Source organism: Streptomyces stelliscabiei, assembly GCF_014873495.1.
Classification (GTDB): Bacteria; Actinomycetota; Actinomycetes; order Streptomycetales; family Streptomycetaceae; genus Streptomyces; species Streptomyces bottropensis.
Genome location: NZ_JADBGF010000001.1, coordinates 3,348,030 through 3,370,017, shown reverse-complemented (window position 1 = coordinate 3,370,017; position 21,988 = coordinate 3,348,030). Strand labels below are relative to the sequence as shown.

Annotated in this window: 19 protein-coding genes and 2 pseudogenes; 7 read left to right on the top strand and 14 right to left on the bottom strand. The window is 71.9% G+C overall.

The window, feature by feature from the left end; all coding sequences use genetic code 11:
• Nucleotides 1–88: 88 nt before the first annotated feature.
• Entirely contained in the window at nt 89–2,596 is a 2,508-nt protein-coding gene (locus tag H4687_RS14720) for a glycoside hydrolase family 3 protein (RefSeq protein WP_046916938.1), read from the top strand.
• On the opposite strand, the pseudogene H4687_RS14715 reads toward H4687_RS14720, so the two are convergent.
• A pseudogene (locus H4687_RS14715) lies at nt 2,572–2,703 on the bottom strand (aldose epimerase family protein); the annotation flags it as partial. The gene H4687_RS14720 and the pseudogene H4687_RS14715 sit on opposite strands and share 25 nt — an antisense overlap.
• 110 nt (nt 2,704–2,813) lie before the next feature.
• Nucleotides 2,814–3,713, bottom strand: coding sequence for an SGNH/GDSL hydrolase family protein (locus H4687_RS14710; RefSeq protein WP_179860130.1), 900 nt, complete (start codon nt 3,711–3,713; stop codon nt 2,814–2,816).
• Between the two features lie 276 nt (nt 3,714–3,989).
• Here H4687_RS14710 and H4687_RS14705 point away from each other — a divergent pair, with 276 nt between their 5' ends.
• Nucleotides 3,990–4,484 (top strand): DUF3145 domain-containing protein, encoded by a 495-nt coding sequence (locus H4687_RS14705; RefSeq protein ID WP_046919078.1) that lies wholly within the window; start codon nt 3,990–3,992, stop codon nt 4,482–4,484.
• A gap of 86 nt (nt 4,485–4,570) precedes the next feature.
• Here the strand turns inward: H4687_RS14705 and fabF are convergent, their stop codons facing one another.
• The 5 genes from fabF to fasR all read right to left on the bottom strand — a co-directional run bounded on the left by fabF (nt 4,571) and on the right by fasR (nt 9,558).
• Nucleotides 4,571–5,842, bottom strand: a complete 1,272-nt coding sequence (gene fabF / locus H4687_RS14700) for a beta-ketoacyl-ACP synthase II (protein WP_046919077.1) — start codon at nt 5,840–5,842, stop codon at nt 4,571–4,573.
• A gap of 97 nt (nt 5,843–5,939) precedes the next feature.
• On the bottom strand, nt 5,940–6,188 hold the full coding sequence (locus H4687_RS14695; RefSeq protein WP_007381745.1) for an acyl carrier protein: 249 nt from the start codon (nt 6,186–6,188) through the stop codon (nt 5,940–5,942).
• Nucleotides 6,189–6,291: 103 nt separating this feature from the next.
• Nucleotides 6,292–7,323: a ketoacyl-ACP synthase III gene (locus H4687_RS14690; protein ID WP_005478791.1), complete on the bottom strand. Its 1,032-nt coding sequence runs from the start codon at nt 7,321–7,323 to the stop codon at nt 6,292–6,294.
• Between the two features lie 13 nt (nt 7,324–7,336).
• Nucleotides 7,337–8,266: an ACP S-malonyltransferase gene (locus H4687_RS14685; protein ID WP_046919076.1), complete on the bottom strand. Its 930-nt coding sequence runs from the start codon at nt 8,264–8,266 to the stop codon at nt 7,337–7,339.
• 89 nt (nt 8,267–8,355) lie between these two features.
• On the bottom strand, nt 8,356–9,558 hold the full coding sequence (fasR, locus tag H4687_RS14680) for a fatty acid biosynthesis transcriptional regulator FasR (RefSeq protein WP_005478789.1): 1,203 nt from the start codon (nt 9,556–9,558) through the stop codon (nt 8,356–8,358).
• Nucleotides 9,559–10,140: 582 nt separating this feature from the next.
• Here fasR and H4687_RS14675 point away from each other — a divergent pair.
• Nucleotides 10,141–10,800, top strand: a complete 660-nt coding sequence (locus tag H4687_RS14675) for a pirin family protein (protein WP_097250286.1) — start codon at nt 10,141–10,143, stop codon at nt 10,798–10,800.
• A 7-nt stretch (nt 10,801–10,807) separates the two neighbouring features.
• Here the strand turns inward: H4687_RS14675 and H4687_RS14670 are convergent, their stop codons facing one another.
• From H4687_RS14670 to H4687_RS14660, 3 genes are all read right to left on the bottom strand, one after another.
• Nucleotides 10,808–12,649 (bottom strand): serine/threonine-protein kinase, encoded by a 1,842-nt coding sequence (locus H4687_RS14670; RefSeq protein WP_046919418.1) that lies wholly within the window; start codon nt 12,647–12,649, stop codon nt 10,808–10,810.
• 124 nt (nt 12,650–12,773) lie between these two features.
• Nucleotides 12,774–13,601, bottom strand: coding sequence for a serine hydrolase domain-containing protein (locus tag H4687_RS14665; RefSeq protein WP_046919420.1), 828 nt, complete (start codon nt 13,599–13,601; stop codon nt 12,774–12,776).
• Between the two features lie 19 nt (nt 13,602–13,620).
• Nucleotides 13,621–14,091, bottom strand: coding sequence for a GNAT family N-acetyltransferase (locus H4687_RS14660; RefSeq protein WP_046919417.1), 471 nt, complete (start codon nt 14,089–14,091; stop codon nt 13,621–13,623).
• A 96-nt stretch (nt 14,092–14,187) separates the two neighbouring features.
• On the opposite strand from H4687_RS14660, the gene H4687_RS14655 reads away from it, so the two are divergent.
• Together H4687_RS14655 and H4687_RS14650 are read left to right on the top strand one after the other, a co-directional pair.
• On the top strand, nt 14,188–14,673 hold the full coding sequence (locus H4687_RS14655; RefSeq protein WP_046919416.1) for a MerR family transcriptional regulator: 486 nt from the start codon (nt 14,188–14,190) through the stop codon (nt 14,671–14,673).
• The gene (locus H4687_RS14650) at nt 14,670–15,683 is read left to right on the top strand and encodes an aldo/keto reductase (protein WP_046919415.1); all 1,014 of its coding nucleotides are present in this window, start codon (nt 14,670–14,672) and stop codon (nt 15,681–15,683) included. Before H4687_RS14655 ends, H4687_RS14650 begins: the two co-directional genes overlap by 4 nt.
• Before the next feature lie 32 nt (nt 15,684–15,715).
• Here the strand turns inward: H4687_RS14650 and H4687_RS14645 are convergent, their stop codons facing one another.
• From H4687_RS14645 to H4687_RS14635, 3 genes are all read right to left on the bottom strand, one after another.
• A complete protein-coding gene (locus H4687_RS14645) occupies nt 15,716–16,570 on the bottom strand; it encodes a DUF4429 domain-containing protein (protein WP_046919414.1) in 855 nt (284 codons plus the stop codon).
• Between the two features lie 75 nt (nt 16,571–16,645).
• Complete coding sequence (locus tag H4687_RS14640) at nt 16,646–17,854, bottom strand: alpha/beta hydrolase (RefSeq protein WP_046919413.1); 1,209 nt, start codon at nt 17,852–17,854, stop codon at nt 16,646–16,648.
• A 124-nt stretch (nt 17,855–17,978) separates the two neighbouring features.
• A complete protein-coding gene (locus tag H4687_RS14635; RefSeq protein ID WP_046919412.1) occupies nt 17,979–18,641 on the bottom strand; it encodes a TetR/AcrR family transcriptional regulator in 663 nt (220 codons plus the stop codon).
• A 100-nt stretch (nt 18,642–18,741) separates the two neighbouring features.
• On the opposite strand from H4687_RS14635, the pseudogene H4687_RS14630 reads away from it, so the two are divergent.
• Together H4687_RS14630 and H4687_RS14625 are read left to right on the top strand one after the other, a co-directional pair.
• Nucleotides 18,742–20,380, top strand: a pseudogene (locus tag H4687_RS14630) (MFS transporter); the annotation flags it as partial.
• A gap of 273 nt (nt 20,381–20,653) precedes the next feature.
• Nucleotides 20,654–20,959, top strand: coding sequence for a hypothetical protein (locus H4687_RS14625; RefSeq protein ID WP_046919410.1), 306 nt, complete (start codon nt 20,654–20,656; stop codon nt 20,957–20,959).
• A 241-nt stretch (nt 20,960–21,200) separates the two neighbouring features.
• On the opposite strand, the gene H4687_RS14620 is transcribed toward H4687_RS14625, so the two are convergent.
• Nucleotides 21,201–21,959 carry a potassium channel family protein gene (locus H4687_RS14620; protein ID WP_046912575.1) on the bottom strand — a complete coding sequence of 253 codons (759 nt, stop codon included), beginning with the start codon at nt 21,957–21,959 and terminating at the stop codon, nt 21,201–21,203.
• Between the last annotated feature and the right edge of the window lie 29 nt (nt 21,960–21,988).

Genomic DNA, 21,988 nt, shown 5'->3' with positions numbered 1-21,988 from the left:
CCTACCGCTCTACAGGTAACGGATGCACGATGGGGGTGGTTCACGGACGAACCGCACGGACCGACGGATCCGAACCCAGGAGGACCCCATGGCGGGCACACACACCGATCCGGCAGACGAGGCCCGTGAGGCGGCCGTCGAGGCGGCCCTCGCCAAGCTCGACCTCGACGCCAAGGCGAGCCTGCTCTCCGGCCAGGACATGTGGACCCTGCCCGCGCTGCCCGAGATCGGACTCGACTCCCTCGTCATGTCCGACGGTCCGATCGGCGTGCGAGGAGTGCGCTGGACCGCCGACGACCCGTCCGTGGCCCTGCCGTCCCCGACCGCCCTCGCCGCCACCTGGGACCCCGAACTCGCCCGCCGGGCAGGGGTGTTGCTGGCTCAGGAGGCCCGCCGCAAGGGCGTCCACGTCCTCCTCGCCCCCACGGTCAACCTGCACCGCTCCCCGCTCGGCGGCCGCCACTTCGAGGCGTACAGCGAGGACCCGTACCTCACGGGCGAGATCGGCTCGGGCTATGTGACCGGCGTGCAGGCCGGCGGGGTCGGCACCACCGTCAAGCACTTCGTCGCCAACGACGCCGAGACCGACCGCTTCACGGTGAACAACCTGGTCTCCCAACGCGCCCTGCGGGAGCTGTACCTGGCCCCCTTCGAGGCGATCGTGGCGAACGCCCACCCCTGGGGCATCATGACCGCCTACAACACGGTCAACGGCACCACGATGAGCGAGCACCGCTACCTCGTGAACGAGGTCCTGCGCGGCGAGTGGGGCTTCGACGGCTTCAACGTCTCCGACTGGATGGCCGCCCGCTCCACGGCCGACGCCCTCACCGGCGGCCTCGACGTCGCCATGCCCGGCCCGGTCACCGTCTACGGCGATCCCCTGGCGGCCGCCGTCCGCGCAGGCGACGTCGCGGAGTCCGAGGTCGACGAGGCGGTCCGCCGGGTCCTGCGCCTGGCCGCCCGCGTCGGCATCCTGGAGGGCGCCGATCCGGTGGTCACCGAACTGCCCGCCCCCGTCGACGGCGAGGCGCTGGCCCGCGAGATAGCCCGCCGGTCCTTCGTCCTGGTCCGCAACGACGTGAGGGACGGCCGGGCGGCCCTGCCCCTGAAGCCGGGTGCGCAGGTCGCCCTCATCGGCGCGGCGGCCCGCGACGCCCGCGTCCTCGGCGGCGGCTCCGCCACGGTCTTCCCCTCCCGTGTCGTCTCCCCCCTCGACGGCCTCACCGCCGCCCTCCCCGACGGCGCCCTCACCTACACGGTGGGCGCGGACCCCAACGAGGAACTCGGCGTGGCCGACAAGGGATTCACCCTTCGGGCCGTCTGCCGCGACACCACCGGGACGGTCCTCGGCACCGGCTCCGTACCGAGCGGCCAGCTCCAGTGGATGGGCGCGGACCTGCCCGAGGGAGTCACCCTCCCCCACTCTCGGCCTCGCTCGAGCGGGGGGACCTCCACCGCCCTGCACACCGTCGAGCTGACCGGCACCTTCACCCCGCGCGAGGCCGGCACGCACACCTTCGGCATCAAGGGCCTCGGCGCCTTCACCCTCACCGTCGACGGCACGACCCTCTTCGACGGAGTGCAGACCACCGACACGGACGACCCCTTCGTGACGTTCTTCGGCGCCCCCGTCCCCCGAGCCCGGGTCGAGCTGACGGCGGACACCCCCGTCGAGGTCTCCCTCACCCATGTCACGGAACTCCCCGCCGACGCCCTCTTCAAGGCCATCGCCTTCTCCCTGTGCCACCAGGACCCGCAGCGCGACCCCGACGAGCTGATCGCCGAGGCCGTCGAGGCCGCGCGCGCCGCCGACACCGCCGTCGTGGTGGTCGCCACCACCGAGCGCGTCGAGTCCGAGGGCTTCGACCGCAAGGACCTGCGCCTCCCCGGCCGTCAGGACGACCTGGTCCGCGCCGTGGCCGCCGCCAACCCCGACACCGTCGTGGTCATCAACGCCGGTTCCCCGGTGGAACTCCCGTGGCGCGACGACGTCGCCGCCGTCCTCCTCACCTGGTTCCCCGGCCAGGAGGGCGGCGCCGCCCTCGCCGACGTCCTCACCGGCGCCCACGAGCCCGGCGGCCGGCTCCCCACCACCTGGGGCTCCCTGGCCGAGGCCCCCGTCACCCGGGTCACCCCCACGGACGGCGAACTCCCCTACGACGAGGGCGTCTTCATCGGCTACCGCGCCTGGGACAGGCACTCCGCGACACCCTCGTACCCCTTCGGCCACGGCCTCGGCTACACCGACTGGACCTACGAGTCCCTCGACGTCACCGGCACGACGGCGACGGTACGCGTCCGCAACACGGGCACCCGCGAGGGCCGGGAGACCGTCCAGCTCTACCTGGCTCCCACGACTCCCGACGACAACCGCCCGACCCGCTGGCTGGCGGGCTTCGCGACGGTGAGCGCGGCGCCCGGGGAGACGCGGGAAGCCGTCGTCCGACTCCCGCGCAGGGCCTTCGAGATCTGGGACGAGTCGGCCGACGCGTGGGTGCCGGTGGAGGGTTCGTACGAGGTGGAGGCCGGCCGCTCGATCGAGGACCGCCGCGTCAGGGCGACGGTGAACTACGCACGCACCCCGAACCCGTAGACCGTCTCCGACCGGTACACCGCCCCCGGCCGCAGCTCCGTACCGGGAAACCGCGGCCGGTTCGGCGCATCGGGAAAGTGCTGCGTCTCCAACGCGATCCCGTCTCCGGCTGCACGATCCCGCCGTACGTCAGGATCCGCACCCGGGCGCCGCCCCGCTCCAGAGTCCAGCGGTGCACGGGCCTGCCGTCAACCCTAGGCCACGGCAGAACCGCAGGTCACGCGCCCTTCCCGCGGATGATCCGGTACGCGATCTCGGCCAGTCGCGCCTGCCCGTCCACGCTCGGGTGGAACCAGTCCCACTGGCTGAGCTGGGCCTGCCCGAAGCGGTAGTCGAAGACGGCGCCCCCGTCGTAGCGGCAGTGGCGGTCCTTCTCGCACACCTCGCGCAGCACGTCGTTGTACGCCTCCACCCGGCTCTGGACGGCATCGCGCCGCTCGCCCGCCGCCGTGGTGAGGAGGTCGGGGTCGGCCAGCATGGACGGGCAGATGCCCAGCTTCCAGACCTGCTTGCCGACCGGGTTCGAACGGCCCTCGGACCACAGCCGCTTCAGGTCCGGCACACTCGCCACGAACACCTGCGTCCTCGGCAGGCTGTCCCGCAGGGTGGCCATCGCGTCCTCGAAGTCGGCGCGGAAGTCGGCGACCGGGGTCATGGCGGCGGCGGTCGCCCGGCACGCGTCGTTCGCGCCGATCATCACCGTGACCAGCTCCGGCTCACGGGAGACCGCCCGCGCCACCTGGCTCGGCAGATCGGCCATCCGCGCCCCGGTCACCGCGTAGTTCCAGCTCCGCCGCGTCGCCCCCGACGCGCCCAGCAGCCGTAAGGCGAGACTGTCGACCGAGGCGTCGGTGCCGGTCGCCCAGGACACCTCGGGGCAGTCGGAGAGCACCTGGCACGCGTCGAAGCCGCGGGTGATGGAGTCGCCGACGGCGGCCAGCGACTCGGGGCTGCTGTCCCAGGCGGGGGTGGGGGTGGGGGAGGGCTTCGCCCGCGACCCCGTCCCCTCGGGGCCGGGAGAGTCGCCACCGGTGGCGTCGCATCCCGCCACGGCCAGCAGGACCGCCGCCAAGGCCGCGCCGAACACCGCCCTCGAACGGTGGCGTCGCTTCCGCATCCCCTGGTCCCCTCGGTCGGTCCTACACGTGCAAGCTCCCACCCATGACAACGCGCGGGAGTTCCCGGAAAGGCGGAGCCGGGGCTTCGACGCGACGGAAGGTGCAACTGTTCCCTCCGTACAGGCGTCCCCTCGGGTGAAACCCGCGTTCATCCTGACGCCTGCTCCGACGGTACGTCACACTCCTTGCCCCGCCGCACGGTAGCCTCGCCACGTGGCCGCCCTGCCACCGTCGATCCGTCGAAAAGCGAACCGTCCTGCTCTGTGGAGGCCCCGGTGACGACACGTGGAGTCCTGTACGTGCACTCCGCGCCGCGCGCGCTGTGCCCGCACGTCGAGTGGGCCGTCGCGGGCGTTCTCGGGACCCGCGTGAACCTCGACTGGATCCGGCAGCCGGCCGCGCCGGGCACCTGGCGCTCCGAGTTCTCCTGGCAGGGCCGGGCCGGCACCGCCTCCACCCTCGCCTCCGCGCTGCGCGGCTGGCACCTCCTGCGCTTCGAGGTCACCGCCGAGCCCTGCGCCACCGCCGAGGGCGAGCGCTACAGCTGCACCCCCGACCTCGGCATCTTCCACGCCGTCACCGGTATCCACGGCGACATCCTCATCCCCGAGGACCGCCTGCGGGCCGCCCTGACCCGCTCCCAGCGCGGCGAGACCGACCTGGAGGCCGAGATCGCCAAGCTCCTCGGCAAGCCCTGGGACGACGAACTGGAGCCCTTCCGGTACGCGGGAGAGGGCGCCCCGGTGCGGTGGCTGCACCAGGTGGTCTGACCCCCCGTTCTCGATCTTTCGACGCACCCACAGATGTGGCCCGAATCCCTGAAAGGGACCCGGGCCACACGCGCGTGGGGAACGAATCAGATCGTCCGGAACGCCAGCACCACGTTGTGCCCACCGAACCCGAACGAGTCGTTGAGCGCGGCGATACGGCCCTCGACCGGCAGCTTCCGAGCCTCCCCACGGACGATGTCCGCGTTGGCCTCGGCCTCGGGGTCCAGGTCGTTCACGTTGATCGTCGGCGGAGCCACCCGGTGGTACAGCGCGAGCACCGTCGCCACCGTCTCCACACCGCCGGCGCCCCCGAGCAGATGCCCGGTCATGGACTTCGTCGCCGACACCGCGAAGTGGTCGGTGTCGTCACCGAACACCTTGCGCAGCGCCTTCAGCTCGGCGATGTCACCGGCCGGCGTCGACGTGCCGTGCGCGTTGACGTGCACGATCTCCGCCGGGTCCAGGTCGGTGTTCTCCAGCAGGTGCTTCAGGGCCTGGGCGATGCCCCGCCCCTCCGGCTCCGGCTGCACGATGTCGTGGCCGTCGGCGGAGATGCCCTGGCCCACGGCCTCGGCGTAGACCCGGGCACCCCGCGCCGCCGCGTGCTCGGCCGACTCCAGGACGACGACACCGGCACCCTCGCCGAGGACGAAGCCGTCACGGCCGGTGTCGTACGGACGGGAGGCGCCCTGCGGGTCCTCGTTGTTCTTGGACATCGCCATCATGTTGCCGAACGCGGCGATCGGCAGCGGGTGGATGGCCGCCTCGGTGCCACCGGCGACCACGACGTCGGCGCGGCCGGTGCGGATCATCTCGATGGCGTAGCCGATGGCCTCGGCGCCCGACGCGCAGGCGGAGACCGGGGTGTGCACACCGGCACGCGCGCCGACGTACAGACCGACGTTGGCGGACGGGCCGTTGGGCATCAGCATGGGCACGGTGTGCGGGGAGACGCGGCGTACGCCCTTCTCCTTCAGCACGTCGTACTGGTCGAGCAGCGTCGTCACTCCGCCGATACCGGAGGCGATGACCGCGCCGACACGGTCCGCGTCGACGGTGCCGTCGTCGGCCGAGGTCTCCGTGTAACCGGCGTCGGCCCACGCCTCCTTGGCCGCGATCAGCGCGAACTGCGCCGAGCGGTCCAGACGGCGGGCCTGCGGCCGGGGGATGACCTCGGTCGGTTCCACGGCGATCTGTGCGGCGATGCGGACCGCCTGGTCGGCGGCCCACTCCTGCTCCAGGGGACCGACGCCGGACTTGCCGGCGACCAGACCCTCCCAGGTGGAAGTCGCGTCGCCACCCAGCGGTGTGGTTGCGCCGATACCGGTGACGACCACGGTGCGATTGGTCGAGTTCACGGGAATTTTCTCCAACGGTTACGAGGATTCAGCGGCGCCACCGCCGGGTGGCGGGGCAAACGGGCCGGTCAGGGACCGGCCCGACCCGATCCGCGGATCAGGCCTGGTGCTTGAGGATGTAGTCGGTCGCGTCGCCGACCGTCTTGAGGTTCTTGACGTCGTCGTCCGGGATCTTGACGTCGAAGCGCTCTTCGGCGGCGACGACGACCTCGACCATGGACAGGGAGTCGACGTCCAGGTCGTCGGTGAAGGACTTGTCCAGCTGGACGTCCTCGACCGGGATGCCGGCGATCTCGTTCACGATGTCGGCGAGACCGGCGACGATCTCTTCCTGGGTGGCGGCCATGTCGGGCGCTCCTTCGTTGTTTTCCAGAGGGTGGGCGGCCCGCCGCGTCAGCGGCAGGTTGTGCGTTTTTCCCGCGCCGGACCCGAAGATCCGGCAGCGGTGCCTAGGGGAGGGTAACGACCGTCGCTGCGTACACGAGACCCGCCCCGAAGCCGATGACGAGCGCGGTGTCGCCGCTCTTCGCCTCACCGGTCGCCAGGAGCCGCTCCATCGCGAGCGGGATCGAGGCGGCCGAGGTGTTGCCGGTGGTGCGCACGTCACGCGCGACCGTGACGTGCTCCGGCAGCTTGAGTGTCTTCACCATCGAGTCGATGATCCGCTCGTTGGCCTGGTGGGGAATGAAGACGTCCAGGTCGTCCGAGGTGATCCCGGCCGCGTCCAGCGCCTGCTGCGCGACCTTCGCCATCTCGAACACGGCCCAGCGGAACACCGCCTGGCCCTCCTGCGTGATCGCGGGGAACTTGACGTTGCCCTCGCTGTCGAGCGGGAGCTTCTCCAGGTCGCCGACCCGGTACTCGTTCCACGGGATCGTCTGCTTGATCGTCTGGGACTTGTCGCCCTCGGAGCCCCAGACCGTCGGGCCGATGTGCGGCTCCTGGGAGGGGCCGACGACGACCGCGCCGGCACCGTCACCGAAGAGGAAGGCCGTGGCCCGGTCCTCCAGGTCGGTGAGGTCGGACAGCCGCTCGACCCCGATGACGAGGACGTACTCCGCGGAGCCCTCGACGACCATGCCCTTGGCGAGGGTGAGGCCGTAGCCGAAGCCCGCGCAGCCGGCCGAGATGTCGAAGGCGGCGGCCTTGTCCGTGCCGAGCTTGTCGGCGATCTCGGTGGCGACGGCCGGGGTCTGGCTGAAGTGGGAGACGGTCGAGACGACGACCGCGCCGATCTGCTCGGCGGTGATCCCGGCGTCGGCGATGGCCTTGCCGGACGCCTCGACCGACATGGCGGCGACGGTCTCCTCGTCGTTCGCCCAGTGCCGGGTCTCGATGCCGGAGCGGGAGCGGATCCACTCGTCGGACGAGTCGATCTTCTCCAGGATCACGTCGTTGGGCACCACCCGGACCGGGCGGTAGCCGCCCACGCCGAGGATGCGTGCGTACGGGGCGCCCTTGCTCGGCCTGATCTTCGACATAGGTCCAGGGCTCCTAATTCTGGTGCTCGGCGATGAGCGCGCGAGCGGCGTCGAGGTCGTCGGGTGTCTTGAGCGCGACCGTGGCCACGCCCGGCAGGGCGCGCTTGGCGAGACCGGTCAGCGTGCCGCCGGGGCACACCTCGATGATCGCGGTCACGCCCAGCTCCTTGAAGGTCTCCATGCACAGGTCCCAGCGGACCGGGTTGGCGACCTGACCGACGAGACGGGAGAGCACCTCGGCGCCGGTGGCGACGACCTGCCCGTCCTTGTTCGAGACATAGGTGACCGTGGGGTCCTTGGGCGACAGCTCCTCGGCGGCCTTGGCGAGGGTGTCCACGGCGGGGGCCATGTGGTGCGTGTGGAAGGCGCCGGCGACCTTGAGGGCGACCACGCGGCGCACGCCCTCGGGCTTGTCCGCCTCCAGGGCGGCCAGCTGCTCCAGGGTGCCGGCGGCCACGATCTGGCCCGCGCCGTTCACGTTCGCCGGGGTCAGACCCAGCTTCTCCAGGTGCGGGATCGTCACCTCGGGGTCGCCGCCGAGCAGCGCGGACATACCGGTCTCGGTGATCGCGGCGGCCTCGGCCATGGCCAGGCCCCGCTTGCGTACGAGGGTCAGCGCGGACGTTTCGTCGAGGACACCGGCGAACACGGCCGCGGTGATCTCGCCGACGCTGTGTCCGGCGACGGCACCGGGGGTCACCTCCCCGAGGATGGATCTCCCGAGGGCGAGGGCGGACAGTCCACCGGCCGCCACGAGCAGCGGCTGGGCCACGGAGGTGTCGCGGATCGCGTCGGCGTCGGCCTCGGTGCCGTAGTGGACGAGGTCCAGCCCGATGGCGTCCGACCATGTGGCGAGGCGGTCGGCGGCACCGGGGAGGTCGAGCCAAGGAGTCAGGAAGCCGGGCGTCTGGGCGCCCTGGCCGGGAGCGACGAGTACGAGCACTCTCACACTCTCTCTTGAGGACGGCTCGGGCCGCCCGTGGGGACAGGGACGAAGAACACGTAGGGGTTTTGTAGCACCTCGACAAAACCCTAGAGCTGGGGTTCCCCATCGACCAGACGCCCCAGGATCAGCGCGATCCGCAAGGTGAAGGCCGAGCGTACATCCGAGGGCGACCAGCCGGTGACGTCAGTCACACGTCGGAGCCGGTAGCGCACGGTGTTGGGATGGACGAACAGCATGCGGGCCGCGCCCTCAAGACTTGAGGCTTGTTCGAGATAGACACTGAGCGTCTCCAGGAGAGCGGAGCCGGCCTCCTCCAGCGGTCTGTAGATCTCCTCCACCAGTTGCTCGCGCGCACTGGGGTCCCCCGCGATCGCGCGCTCCGGAAGCAGATCGTCCGCCAGAACGGGGCGGGGCGCGTCCTGCCACGCCGTACACGCCTTGAGTCCTGCGGCCGCCGCCTGCGCGGAGCGGGTCGCGGCCAGCAGGTCGGGAACGATCGGCCCGGCCACCACCGGCCCCGCCGCGTACGGCCCGATCAGCGACTTCGCGACCTGCAACGGGTTGTTGTCGCCGCCGGCGATCACCACCAGCCGGTCGCCCAGCACACCGGTCAGCACCTGCAGCTTCGCGTGCCGGGCCGCGCGCCGGATGGCCTCCACGGTCAGCTCGCTGTCGCCGTCCGGGGCGGTGCCGAGGACCACGCAGACATGGTCGGGGGAGTTCCAGCCGAGCGCGGCGGCCCGGCTCACCGCGCCCTCGTCGGCCTCACCGCTGAGCACCGCGTTCACGACCAGTGACTCCAGGCGGGCGTCCCAGGCGCCGCGTGCCTCGGCGGCCTGCGCGTACACCTGCGCGGTCGCGAACGCGATCTCCCGCGCGTAGACGAGCAGTGCCTCGCGGAGCACGCTCTCGTCGCCGGGCGCGGCCACCTCGTCGATGGCGGACTCCATGACCTCGATGGTCGTGCGCACCATCTCCACGGTCTGGCGGAGCGTGATCGCCCGGGTCAGTTCACGCGGCGCCGTCCCGAACACGTCCGTCGAGATGGCCTGCGGGGCGTCCGGATGCCGGAACCACTCCGTGAACGCGGCGATACCGGCCTGGGCGACCAGCCCGATCCACGACCGGTTCTCGGGCGGCATCGCCCGGTACCAGGGCAGCGTTTCGTCCATCCGCGCGATGGCCTGCGCGGCGAGGCTTCCGGACGACTTCTCCAGCCGCCTCAGGGTCGCGACGTGCGCGTGGACGGGCGGGGTGGATGCGGGCCTGCTGGTTTCGGGTTCGGGCACGGGACAAGACTGCCTTATCGCTGCGCTCGCTTGTGCCGGAGGGTGTGGGCCGGGGGTGCGAGTCTGCCCGGGGGTGGGTGTGCCAGGGGCTGCCGCCCCCGGACCCCCGCTGTCGGCCTGCGGCCTCGTCCTCAAGCGCCGGACGGGCTGGGGGGCGGAGGGTGTGGGCCGGGGTGCGAGTCCCCCCGGGGCGCTGCGCCAGGGGCTGCCGCCCCCGGACCCCCGCTGTCGGCCTGCGGCCTCGTCCTCAAGCGCCGGACGGGCTGGAGGGTGGCGGCCGGAGCCGGGTATGCCCGGCGGCGCGGGTGTCCCGCCAGGGCGGTGTGCCGAGTCGCCGGCCCGCGTCTGCCGCCCAGCCCCACATCGGCCGCCCGCCACCGAGAGGGCGGCCCTACCGGCCCCGCCCCACACCGAGCGAGCCCCCATCGCCGACCACCGAGGGGGCGGCCCCGGCCCCGCCCCACACCGAGCGAGCCCCCATCGACGACCACCGAGCGAGCCCCCTACCCGACCACCACCGAGCGAGCCCCCTACGCCGCCCGACACCGACGGAACCGACCGGAGGGATACCGTGGAGGGGTGATGGAGTTGCGGCGTGCCGGGGCGCGCTACCCCGGGGGGGATCCGGAGGCCGGGATCGCCTCGTTGCACGCCTTCTCCTTCGGCGCGCACTACGACCCCGACAACCTCCGGTTCGGCGCCGTGATCGCCTGCAACGAGGAGCGGCTCGACCCCGGTGCCGGGTTCGACGAGCATCCGCACAGTCACACCGAGATCGTCACCTGGGTCGTCGAGGGCGAGCTGACCCATCGCGACACCGCCGGGCACGAGACGGTCGTCCGCCCCGGTGACGTCCAGCGGCTCAGCGCGGCCGACGGGGTGCGGCACGTCGAGCGCAACGACGGCTCCGCGCCCCTCACCTTCGTACAGATGTGGCTGGCCCCCCTGGACCCGGGCGGCGACCCCGCGTACGAGATCGTCCGCGGCATCGCCGACTCCACCCCGTACGCCGTCCCTGAGGCGGGCGCCATGCTGCACGTACGGCGGCTCGGCGCGGCGGGGGAGCGGGCCGAGGTGCCGGACGCGGCGCGGGCGTACGTGCACGTCGTGCGGGGGGCCGTACGGCTCGGGCCGCTGGGGCTGGAGCCCGGGGACTCGGTGCGGGTGGCGGGGGAGAAGGGGCTGGAGCTGGTCGGAGTGTCGGAGACGGCGGAGGTGCTGGTGTGGGAGCTCTCCGACTGACGTCCCGTCAGTTCTCGGTGATCGGCTCCTCCGCGTTGCGCCACACCGTGATGTCCACGGAGACGTAGTCGCTGGGGTCGCCGCTCGCCGCCGCGCCCTGGAAGGTGACCAGCCCCATGTGCCCGGAGTTGGTGCGTACGCACATCTGGGAGCCCTTGGTGACCTGGCCGAGCTTGACGGAGGCCGTGTACCGGGTCTCGTTCCGGCAGGTTGCGAGGGAGCCCTTCTGGGAGTTGTTCAGCAGGACGAGCTTCTCGCTGCTGCTGCCCAGCTTCTTCTCCCCGAACAGGCTGTCCGAGTAGTAGTAGAAGTCCCCGTCGTCCTCGTACGACACGCCCATCTCGCTGTCCAGGGGCTTGGGCGGGGAGTCCGCGAAGCGCACGTAGTAGTTGCCGGGGATGTTGACGCCCTTGAACGTGACCGGCTTCGGGTCGGCCTTCGGCTTGGACTCCGAGGAGCCGGAGGAGCCGGAGGAACTGCCGCCGGCCGACGTCCCGCCGGAGGAGCTGCTCGACGAATCCGTGAGGTCCTTCACGAGCGAGGCGCAGCTCCCGAGCACTCCCAGGCCGACCACCGCAGCCACCCCGATGCCGATCCACTTGCCGACCTTGCTGCGCGGCGGCGGGAGGGGCAGCGGACGGGGATGGCCCTGCGGATGGCCCTGGGGGTACGGCTGCTGCCAGCCGCCGGGCTGCGGGTACGGCGCCTGGTGCCCCGTCGGCACGGTGTGCGGCCCCGACTGCGGGTGGTACGGCGCCGAGGGCGGACCCGGCGGGGGCGGGGTCGCCGGCCCGGAGTGCGGGGTCGGCCCCGCGTGCATCGTCGGCGCGCCGTGGTCCACGGACGGCGCGCTGAGGTGGGTCACCGGCGCGGTGGCCGGCGGGGCATGTGTCGCCGAAGCGGCCGCGGTCTGCGCGGCCTTGTCGCGTGCGGCCAGCAGGTCCGCCGACGCCGAGACCCGCCGGGTGATGTCGGCGCCGATCGCCTCCGGCAGCCAGGAGCCCGACTGGACCAGCGGGGTGGGCGACGCCTCCTGGCAGAGGGCGACGACCTCGGCGGGGGAGGGACGGTCCGCCGGGTCCTTGGCCAGGCAGCGCTCGATGAACCGGAGTTCGTCGGCGAGCCCGCTCAGGTCCGGCTCCTCGTGGACGATCCGGTACAGCACGGCGTGCGAGGGGCCGTCGCCGTACGCGCCGGACCCGCGTGCCGCGAACGCCGCGACCTGGCCGAGCGCGAAGATGTCCGACGCGGGCGTGACCGGCTTCCCGGCCGCCTGCTCGGGCGACATGAACGCCGGGGTTCCGATGGAGACACCGGTACCGGTCAGGGCGGTGGCGTCGGCGGCGCGCGCGATGCCGAAGTCGATGACCCGGGGCCCGTCGGCGGCGAGCAGCACGTTGGAGGGCTTCAGGTCGCGGTGCACGATGCCCGCGCCGTGGATGACCGACAGCGCCTCCGCGACCCCGGCGAGCAGCAGCAGGACCGAGTTCAGCGGCAGCGCGCCGTGCTCGGCGACGGCCGCGTGCAAGGACGGGCCGGGGACGTAGGCGGTGGCCAGCCAGGGCTGCGAGCCCTCGGTGTCGTGGTCGAGGACGGGGGCGGTGTAGAGGCCCTGCACGCGCTGGGCGGCCTGCACCTCCTGCTTGAACCGGCGCCGGAACTCGGGGTCCTCGCTCAGCTCGGGCCGGATCGTCTTCAGCGCGATGGGGTGGCCGCCCGGCGTGTACGACAGGTACACCGTGCCCATGCCGCCCGACCCGAGCCGTGCCGCGAGCCGGTAGGTCGCCACGGTCGTCGGGTCACCGGCCTCCAGCGGCCTGAACTGCCCGCCCGCGCGAACCTCGCCCATTGTTCTCCCCCGAATGCTGTGCGGCCGATGTGCACGGGGGAGGCTAGCGGACGGATCGCCGCCTGTGGCCGACCGGACCGGGCGCCGGGGCCTTCCGTCGAAGAGTTGTCGCTTCCTTCACCAATCAGACACTCTTCCCGACTTCGGCGAGCACAGCGTCCGTGAACGGAGTCCACGCCTCGACCGCCCACGGCCCGAACGCCCGGTCCGTCAACGCGACACACGCCACCCCCGCCACGGGGTCGATCCACAGGAACGTCCCCGACTGCCCGAAGTGCCCGAACGTCCCCGGCGACGACGAAGTCCCCGTCCAGTGCGGCGTCTTGGAGTCCCGGATCTCGAAGCCGAGCCCCCAGTCGTTGGGGTTCTGGTGTCCGTAGCCCGGCAGCACGCCCTTCGTGCCCGGGTACTGCACGGTCATCGCCTCCGCGACCGTCCGCGGGTCCAGCAGCCGGGGCGCCTGCACCTCGGCGGCGAACCGGACCAGGTCCGCGACGGTCGAGACGCCGTCCTTGGCAGGGGAGCCGTCGAGGGAGGTGGACGTCATCCCCAGCGGTTCGAGCACCGCCTGGCGCGCGTACTCCGCGAACGGGATGTCCGCCGCCTTGGCCACATGGTCCCCGAGCGCCTCGAACCCGGCGTTGGAGTACAGCCGCCGCTCCCCGGGCACCGCCGTCACCCGGTGCTCGTCGAAGGCCAGCCCCGAGGTGTGCGCCAGCAGATGCCGCACGGTCGACCCCGCCGGGCCGGCCGCCTCGTCCAGCTCGATCGCCCCCTCCTCGTACGCGACCAGCGCGGCGTACGCGGCGAGCGGCTTGGTGACCGAGGCCAGCGGGAAGCGGTGCCCGAGGGGACCGTGGGTCCCGAGGACGGTTCCGTCCGCCCGGACGACGGCCGCGGCGGCCGTGGGAACCGGCCAGTTCTCGATCAAGGCGAGGCTCTGCAGAGACATGACCACGAGCCTAGGCGGCTCACAGGTCCAGCTGCATCAAGGGGTCGGATCTGCGCCGGAAGCCCATCGACGCGTACAGCGGTTCCGCCTCGGGGGACGCGGTGAGGTGGACGTGGCCGGCGCCCCGTTCACGGAACCAGTCCAGGAGCGCGTCCATGCAGGCGCGGGCGTACCCCCGGCGGCGGGCGCCGGGGTCGGTGGCGACGCTGAAGACGTGGCCCACCGCGCCGTGCGGGTTCCCGGCCCGCCCGATCCGGTAGTCGATCGTCCCCGCCACCAGTGCGGCGAGCGTGCCCGGCCGCTCCGGACGGTCGACCACGAAGGCCGCGAAGTCCCCGTCCGGGTCGGCGAGTCGGCGGCGTACGGTGGGCAGGGACTCGGCGTGCCAGTCGGTGGAGCGGTCCGCGCCCCGCATGGAGTCGATCATCACCTGCCGCAGCCGGAGCAGTTCCCGGGCGTCCTCGGCCGTGGCGCGTCGTACGAGACTCATGCCCGCACGCTAACCAGTGGGATCACGTCACGTCCTCGTGTTTTCTCACCGGATTCGCTTGCTTCGAGCGCACTCCAAGGTTTTAGCGTGGGGGGCATGACGGTGATGGAGACCACGAGTACGCCGAGTGCCACGAGTACCGCCGGTACCGACAGTTGCGCCGGTCCGCCACTGAAGCCCCGGCGGCCGGACGGGCAGGACAGGTACACGATCAGCGAGGTCGTGGACCTCACCGGTCTGACGGCGCACACGCTGCGCTGGTACGAGCGCATCGGGCTGATGCCGCACATCGACCGCTCCCACACCGGCCAGCGCCGCTACCGCAACCGTGACCTCGACTGGCTCGACCTCGTCGGCAAGCTCCGGCTGACCGGCATGCCGGTCGCCGACATGGTCCGTTACGCGGAGCTGGTGCGCGAGGGCGACCACACCTACACCGAGCGCTTCGACCTGCTCAAGTCGACCAGGGACGACGTCCTGTCCCGGATCGCGGAGCTGCAGGACACCCTGAACGTGCTCGACCGAAAGATCAACTTCTACGCTGACGCCGGGCAGGCCCTGGCGTCGGAGAGGGCCTCATGACGGACGGCAGGATCGCGAAGGCACGACTGGGCGCCGACGGCCCCGAGGTCGGCGTACAGGGCCTCGGCTGCATGGGCATGAGCTTCGCGTACGGCCCCTCGGACGCCGCGGAGTCCAGGGCCACGCTGGATCGCGCCCTGGAGCTGGGCGTCACGCTCTACGACACGGCGCACGCGTACGGCGCCGGGGAGAACGAGAGGTTCCTCTCCCCCTTCTTCAAGGCGCACCGCGACGAGGTCGTCATCGCCACCAAGTTCGGTCTGGCGATCGACCCCGACGACCCGACGAGGCGGATCATCCGCAACGACGAGGCGCACATACGGGAGTCCGTCGAGGGCAGTCTGCGCCGCCTCGACGTCGACGTGATCGACCTCTACTACATGCACCGCCGTGACGTGGAGGTGCCCATCGAGGAGAGCGTCGGCGTCATGGCCGACCTGGTCCGCGAGGGCAAGGTCAGGCGGTTGGGCCTCAGCGAGGTCACGGCCGCCGAACTGCGCGCGGCCCACGCCGTGCACCCCATCGCCGCCCTGCAGTCCGAGTGGTCGCTGTTCAGCCGCGACATCGAGGCGAGCGTCGTCCCCGCGGCCCGCGAACTCGGCGTCACCCTCGTCGCCTACTCGCCCCTCGGCCGCGGTTTCCTCACCGGTTCCTTCGCCAAGGCCGAGGACCTCACCGCGGACGACTTCCGCCGTCAGCAGCCCCGCTTCACCGGCGACAACGCCACCGCCAACGCGACCCTGCTGGACCCGGTCCGCAAGGTCGCGGAGGCCCACGGCGCCACCCCGGGCCAGATCGCCCTGGCCTGGGTCCAGCGACAGGCACCCCTGCACGGCCTTCCCGTGGTCCCCATCCCGGGCACCCGCAAGCCGGGCCGGGTGGAGGAGAACACGGCGGCCACGCGGATCGTCCTCGGCGAGGACGACCTGTCCCTGCTGGAACCGATCGCGGCCCAGGTGGCGGGCGACCGCTACGCGGACATGCGGTTCACCTCCGCGGGCAGGGAGTAGCGCCGAACTCCGCCGGGGCGGGGGAGCGCGGGCTACAACTCGGCCAGCAGCTCCGCCTTCTTCACGCTGAACTCCTCATCGGTGACCAGCCCCGCCTCGTGCAACTCCCCCAGATGCCGGATCCGGTCGGCGATGTCGGCCGGATCCCGCCGGGGCCCGGCCTCGACCGACTGCGTGCCCCCCGCGGAGCGGGACCGCACCGAGGCCAGCACCGCCGCGGCGAACGGCAACGACTCGTGCACCGGCCCGTATCCCAGCCCGAACACGACGGCGGCCGGATCGTGATCCGGCTGAGCCTCCCGCTCGCCCGCGGCATCGCGGCGCAGCAGCCGCAGATACCCCTCGAACGCCTCCGGCGACCGCCACTCGACCCCGCTGAGCGCGCTCACCGGAAAACTCTGGTCCCCGGCCTTCCACTTCGCCGAGGACGCACCCGTCCAGGACCACCGGAACGACACCGACCGCCCGTCGAACGACGCCTTCCCGTCGTACGCCTTGAACTGCAGGGGCACTTCGGGCGCCGCCACCAGGAACCGGTCGGCCGGCCCCGACTTGGTCAACCGGGCCCGCAGCTCGTCGGCGTAGTACTCCGCGAGCGTCTCCCGCTCGGCCGGCAGCACCAGCCGGTACGGGTCGGAGCCCTCCTTGAGCTGGTCGGCCGCCACCTCCATCAGCGGATCGGCGCCCGGTCGCGGCACGGCACGCAGGACGACGGTGCCCCGCTTCCCGGGCGTCAGTGTCACCCCCGCGATCGCCTCCAAGGGGACGCGCCGCTCACCGAGCGCCTGGAAGAGCTTCGGCGTGCGAATCCCCCGTTCGAAGCGGATGAGCACGGAGTCGGACTCGAACTCCCAGGCGGCATGAAATCCGGCCAGTACGTCACCCATGCGGCTCATCGTATGCGGGCGACGCGGGGAAGTCCCGACCGTGGCGAAGCGCACTTCTACCCCTCTCTACGCGCGTCAGGCCGCAGCGCTGTCGGACAGACCCGCCAGACAGGCGTCGTCCTTCCGCGCGCAGCGCACCGACGCGTAGGCGCCGATGCCGATTTCGGCGAAGTTGGACAAACTCTCCGTGCCCGGCTCGAAATAGCCGCTGTGCCCCTGGGCGTCGGCGGCCGACAGGATGCGCGCCCCGAACTCCGAGGAGACCGGGTCGGCGCCGTGGCCGAGCCCGCCGACCTCCAGATAGGGCACGTCCTGGATCCAGTCGTCGGCGTCCCGCATGGCCCACACCCGGGCCCCCGTCCGCAGCTGACCGACTGTCTCGGCGCGCATGCCGGGGCTGCCGGCGACCGCGATGTCGGTGACCCGGGACGGCAGCGAGGACGCGGCGACCCCGCACACGACGGAGCCGTAGCTGTGGCACACCAGCGCGACGGTGGAGCCGCTGGGCAGGCTGCGCACCAGCGCGTTCAGCCGGACCGAGCCCTGTTCGGCGCGGAGCGCGGTGGCCGAGTCGAGGCCGAGGCCGGTGGGGGCGGTGTAGTCGGCCCAGGCGATCACGGCGGTGCGCGTGGCGGGGTCGGCCGAGCGTTCGGCGTCGTAGAGCGACTCGGCCATGCCGACGGGAGCGGAGAACCGGCGGTTGGTGCGCTGGAAGTTGATGATGTTGGTGTCGACGCCGGGGACGACGACCGAGACGCGTTCGGCCTTGTCGAGACTGCCGAAGACCTCGGCGACCCGGCCGTCGCCCTGGGGGTCGAAGGCGAGGATGTGCCGCTTCTGCACGGCGAGCATGTCGAAGCGGTGCATCCGGCGGCCGGCCTCGTACCGGCCGGTCTCGGAGAGCCGCTGGTCGTGCATGCGTTCGCGTTCGCGCGCGCTCTGCTGCTTGAGCGCGAGGCGGTTGGCCCGGTACCGCAGCTCCACGGGGGCGCCGGCCATGTTGCCCACGGCGAGCGGATAGCGGTGGGCGAGCCTGCCGCGCTGGTGCGCGGTGAGCGAGGCGAAGAAGGCGGTCAGGCGGTGCGGGGCCGCGTCGGCGTCCGGCAGTTCACGGCCGTCGAGGTGTCCGCGCTGCCACGCGGAGAGCGACGCCTGCAGCGGCGACTCCTCGCGGTGGCTGCGGATCGCGGTCCAGCCGGTGGTCGCCAGCATCACGAAAACCACGGCCAGCGCCAGCAGTGCGCGCCAGACGTTCAGTTGCGGGGAGGAGTCGAAGGAAGTCACTGAAAGGACACACTAAGAGAACGGAAGGGTCTCGCGTTAACCAAGTGAGAGGGATCACGTTTCGATCACGCACCTTCCGTGTGCCGCGCACGGAAGGTCGCGATGATGCCGTTCCTTACGCTTTTCAGTCAGAACGCCACTTCTCGGCCAACGTCGGCCGTACGGCGTCCAGATGTGCGGCGGTCAGCGCGCGCATCGCGTCCTTGCTGAGGTCGCCGCCCTGGGCCCACATGCGCTCGGTCACCCGCATCACCCCGCCGAAGAGGGCCACCGCCACGCGCGGCCGGGGGTCGGTGCGCACGTCGAGCCCCTCGCGCTCGGCGACGATCCCCTCCAGTTCCCGCGCGACCTCGTCCGAGCGGCGCAGATGGGCGGCCAGCAGCGCCGGCGTCGACTCGACCATGCCGTAGACGCGCAGATAGAGGTCGACGGGAACGACCCGGTCGATGGCCTCACCGATGGCGTCCCAGCCCTCCAGCACGGCGTTGCGCAGCGCCTCCAGCGGCGCCTCGTGCGCCGGGCGGGCGCGCACGGCCGCCAGGAAATGTGCCTGAGTGAGGTCCATGACCGCGAGGGCCGCCTCCTCCTTGCCCGCGAAGTAGCGGAAGAAGGTGCGCTGGGAGACGTCGACGGCCTCGGCGATCTCGTCGACCGTCGTCGTCTCGTACCCCCGGGTCGTGAACAGCTCCAGGGCCGCCCGCAGCAGCGCGTCGCGGGTGCGCTGCTTCTTGCGCTCGCGCAGCCCCGGCCGCTCCCGGTCCGTCGCCGCCGTGGCAGCCGTCTCCATGAACCCTCGTCTCCACCCGCCCCTGCGGCGAGTGACGTGACAGTTACCGACTTGTGAACTGGTTTGTCAACTGTCAGTCGCTGTCATTAGTCTCGCGCGTATGACTAGTCAGACCACTGTCGACAAGACGGGACCGGGGGACAAGGCGCCAGGCGTCCCGTCGGACCCGACGACGAACCAGGGCCGGGGCCTGCGCGGCCATCCCTGGTTCACCCTCCTCACCGTGGCCGTCGGCGTCATGATGGTCGCCCTCGACGGCACCATCGTGGCGATCGCCAACCCGGTCATCGCGGACGACCTCAAGGCGAGTTTCGCCGAGGTCCAGTGGATCACCAACGCGTACTTCCTCGCGCTGGCGGTCACCCTCATCACCGCGGGCAAGCTGGGCGACCGCTTCGGCCACCGCCAGACCTTCCTCATCGGTGTGGTCGGCTTCGCCGCCGCCTCCGGCGCCATCGGCCTGTCGGACTCGGTCGCCTTCGTGGTGACCTTCCGCGTCTTCCAGGGTCTGTTCGGCGCGCTGCTGATGCCGGCCGCGCTCGGCCTGCTCCGCGCCACCTTCCCCGCCGAGAAGCTGAACATGGCGATCGGCATCTGGGGCATGGTCATCGGCGCCTCCACCGCGGGCGGCCCGATCCTCGGCGGCTTCCTGGTGGAGAACGTCAGCTGGCAGTCGGTGTTCTGGATCAACGTCCCCGTCGGCGTCCTCGCCCTGGTCCTCGGTGCCTGGATCCTGCTGGACCACCGCGCCGAGAACGCCCCGCGCTCCTTCGACATCCTGGGCATAGCCCTGCTGTCCGGGGCCATGTTCTGCCTGGTCTGGGCGCTCATCAAGGCCCCGGAGTGGGGCTGGGGCGACGGTCTGACCTGGACCTTCGTCGCTGCGTCCGTCGCCGGATTCGGTCTCTTCGCCTTCTGGGAGACGAAGGTGAGGGAACCGCTGATCCCGCTGGGCCTCTTCCGTTCCGTACCCCTGTCCGCGGGTGTCGTCCTGATGGTCCTGATGGCCATCGCCTTCATGGGCGGCCTGTTCTTCGTGACGTTCTACCTCCAGAACGTGCACGGGATGAGCCCCGTCGACGCGGGTCTGCACCTCCTCCCGCTCACCGGCATGATGATCGTCGGTTCGCCGCTCGCGGGCGCGCTGATCACCAAGGCCGGACCGCGCATCCCGCTGGCCGGCGGCATGGCCCTCACCGCCATCGCCATGTACGGCATGTCGACGCTGGAGACCGACACCGACAGCGCCGTGATGTCCCTCTGGTTCGCGCTCCTCGGCCTCGGCCTCGCCCCGGTCATGGTCGGCGCCACCGAGGTCATCGTCGGCAACGCGCCCCTGGAGCTGTCCGGTGTCGCCGGTGGTCTCCAGCAGGCCGCGATGCAGATCGGCGGCAGCCTCGGCACCGCCGTCCTCGGTGCCGTGATGGCCTCCAAGGTCGACGGCGACCTCCCGGGCAACTGGACGGACGCCGGTCTCCCGCCGCTCACCGAGGCCCAGCTCGGCAAGGCCTCCGAGGCCGTCCAGGTCGGTGTCCCGCCGGTCGCCGAGGGCACCCCGCCGGAGGTCGCGGCGAAGATCGCCACGGTCGCGCACGCCACGTTCATGTCCGGCATGGGCCTGGCGTCCCTCGTGGCCGCCGGGGTGGCGGCCGTCGCCGTCCTCGTGGCGTTCCTGACCAAGCGCGGCGAGAACGCGGAGGCGGGCGCCGGAGCGGCGCACATCTGACCGCTCCACCGCCGCTTCACGCGCGGGTTTTCGCCCGCGTTCGCCTATCAGGGTGACAACGCTCAAGCTCGCTTCCACCCGGTACGCGCCGCGGGTCACAGTGGGTCAAGTCCTCCGCACGGCATGGCCGTTGCCGGCGGAACGACCCCGGGGGTCCGCGGCGCGCTGCCGGAGGGGGGCAGCGCGCGCGGCCGGCTCCGCCAACACTCCCTGGTTTCAACCACTCCGCGGGGGTACCCGTCGTTCTGTACGCGAACTGACCGCGAGGTTCAGGGAGTTGTTGACGATGGCGGGCTTCGGACAAGGTACGCGCAGGCACCCCCGAGCACGTGGCCGGACGTGGTCACGGTCCGGGCCGGATCGCGCGACCCTCGGGATCATCGGCGTCATCTGCGCGGTCGCGGGATTCTTCGTCCTGGGCATCATCCTCGGCCCGGTGGCGATCCTCTGCGGCTGGCTGGCGATGAACCGCACCTGGTCCGGCACCCGCCCCGTCCCCGCGGTCGTCGCGGTCGTGCTCGGCGCCATCGACACGGTCCTGGCCCTCATCTGGCTGGCCGGCGCGACCGGGCCGGGAACCGGCCTGTTCTGATGGCGCGGGTACGCGAGGGCCGGTCGCGCAGTTCCCCGCACCCCTGAAAGCCCGGGCTCCGCGGGCCTGAAGGCGAGGCGCCGCGAGCCTGAAGTCGCGGCGCCGCGAGCCTGGCAAGCGGGGCCGTTCGGCCGGAGAAGCAGTGGGCGCAGCCCCTGCTTCTCCGGGGCGCGGGGAACTGCGCGAGAAGCCCCACCGGACCCGCACCCACCGACGCACCCCATCCCGCCCCACCCCACGCTCAGCGGCGCTGCTCAGGCACCGCCGACCCGGAGGCCCGCAACGCCAGGACCTCCGCCCGCAACAGCCGCACCTCCTCGGCCAGGTCCGCTATCGCGGCCGTCTGCCGCCGCTCCTCGGCGTCGTCCTTCTCGAACCGCGCTATGAACCACGCCGCGATGTTCGCCGTCACCACACCCAGCAGCGCGATCCCGGACAGCATCAGCCCGACGGCGATCACCCGCCCCAGCCCGGTCGTCGGCGCGTGGTCCCCGTACCCCACCGTCGTCATCGTCGTGAACGACCACCACACCGCGTCCTCCAGCGTGCGGATGTTGCCGCCCGGAGCTTTCCGTTCCACGGACAGCACCGCCAGCGAACCGAACATCAGCAGTCCGACCACCGCCCCGCCGACGTACGTCGTGAGCCTTATCTGCGAGGCCATCCGCGCCCGCTGCCCGACCAGCAGCAGCGTCGCCACCACCCGCAGCAGCCGCAGCGGCTGGATCATCGGCAGCAGCACGGCCACCAGGTCCAGCCACCGCGTCCGCACGAACTCCCGGCGCCGTTCGGTGAGCGCGAGCCGGACGACGTAGTCGAGCGCGAACGCGCCCCACACCACCCACTCGGCGACGTCGCACCACCGCCGCACCTCCCCGCTCGCCTCGGGCCGGACGATCGGCACGGCGTACGCCACCGCGAACAGGGCCGCCAGAACGAACAGCGGCCGCTGAGTGTGCTGCTCCCACCGGACCTGTGCCGAGACCGCTCGCTGCTTCATGGGCGCATAGTAGAAAACGTGAAGGGGTG

What these genes read in the sequence shown, in the direction of transcription:
- H4687_RS14720 (WP_046916938.1), top strand. Translation starts at nt 89, where the DNA reads ATGGCGGGCACACACACCGATCCGGCAGACGAGGCCCGTGAGGCGGCC.
- H4687_RS14675 (WP_097250286.1), top strand. Translation starts at nt 10,141, where the DNA reads ATGGAGTTGCGGCGTGCCGGGGCGCGCTACCCCGGGGGGGATCCGGAG.
- H4687_RS14695 (WP_007381745.1), bottom strand. Translation starts at nt 6,188, where the DNA reads ATGGCCGCCACCCAGGAAGAGATCGTCGCCGGTCTCGCCGACATCGTG.
- H4687_RS14645 (WP_046919414.1), bottom strand. Translation starts at nt 16,570, where the DNA reads ATGGGTGACGTACTGGCCGGATTTCATGCCGCCTGGGAGTTCGAGTCC.
- H4687_RS14650 (WP_046919415.1), top strand. Translation starts at nt 14,670, where the DNA reads ATGACGGACGGCAGGATCGCGAAGGCACGACTGGGCGCCGACGGCCCC.
- H4687_RS14690 (WP_005478791.1), bottom strand. Translation starts at nt 7,323, where the DNA reads ATGTCGAAGATCAGGCCGAGCAAGGGCGCCCCGTACGCACGCATCCTC.
- H4687_RS14710 (WP_179860130.1), bottom strand. Translation starts at nt 3,713, where the DNA reads ATGCGGAAGCGACGCCACCGTTCGAGGGCGGTGTTCGGCGCGGCCTTG.
- H4687_RS14625 (WP_046919410.1), top strand. Translation starts at nt 20,654, where the DNA reads ATGGCGGGCTTCGGACAAGGTACGCGCAGGCACCCCCGAGCACGTGGC.
- H4687_RS14655 (WP_046919416.1), top strand. Translation starts at nt 14,188, where the DNA reads ATGACGGTGATGGAGACCACGAGTACGCCGAGTGCCACGAGTACCGCC.
- H4687_RS14635 (WP_046919412.1), bottom strand. Translation starts at nt 18,641, where the DNA reads ATGGAGACGGCTGCCACGGCGGCGACGGACCGGGAGCGGCCGGGGCTG.
- H4687_RS14670 (WP_046919418.1), bottom strand. Translation starts at nt 12,649, where the DNA reads ATGGGCGAGGTTCGCGCGGGCGGGCAGTTCAGGCCGCTGGAGGCCGGT.
- H4687_RS14620 (WP_046912575.1), bottom strand. Translation starts at nt 21,959, where the DNA reads ATGAAGCAGCGAGCGGTCTCGGCACAGGTCCGGTGGGAGCAGCACACT.
- H4687_RS14660 (WP_046919417.1), bottom strand. Translation starts at nt 14,091, where the DNA reads ATGAGTCTCGTACGACGCGCCACGGCCGAGGACGCCCGGGAACTGCTC.
- H4687_RS14665 (WP_046919420.1), bottom strand. Translation starts at nt 13,601, where the DNA reads ATGTCTCTGCAGAGCCTCGCCTTGATCGAGAACTGGCCGGTTCCCACG.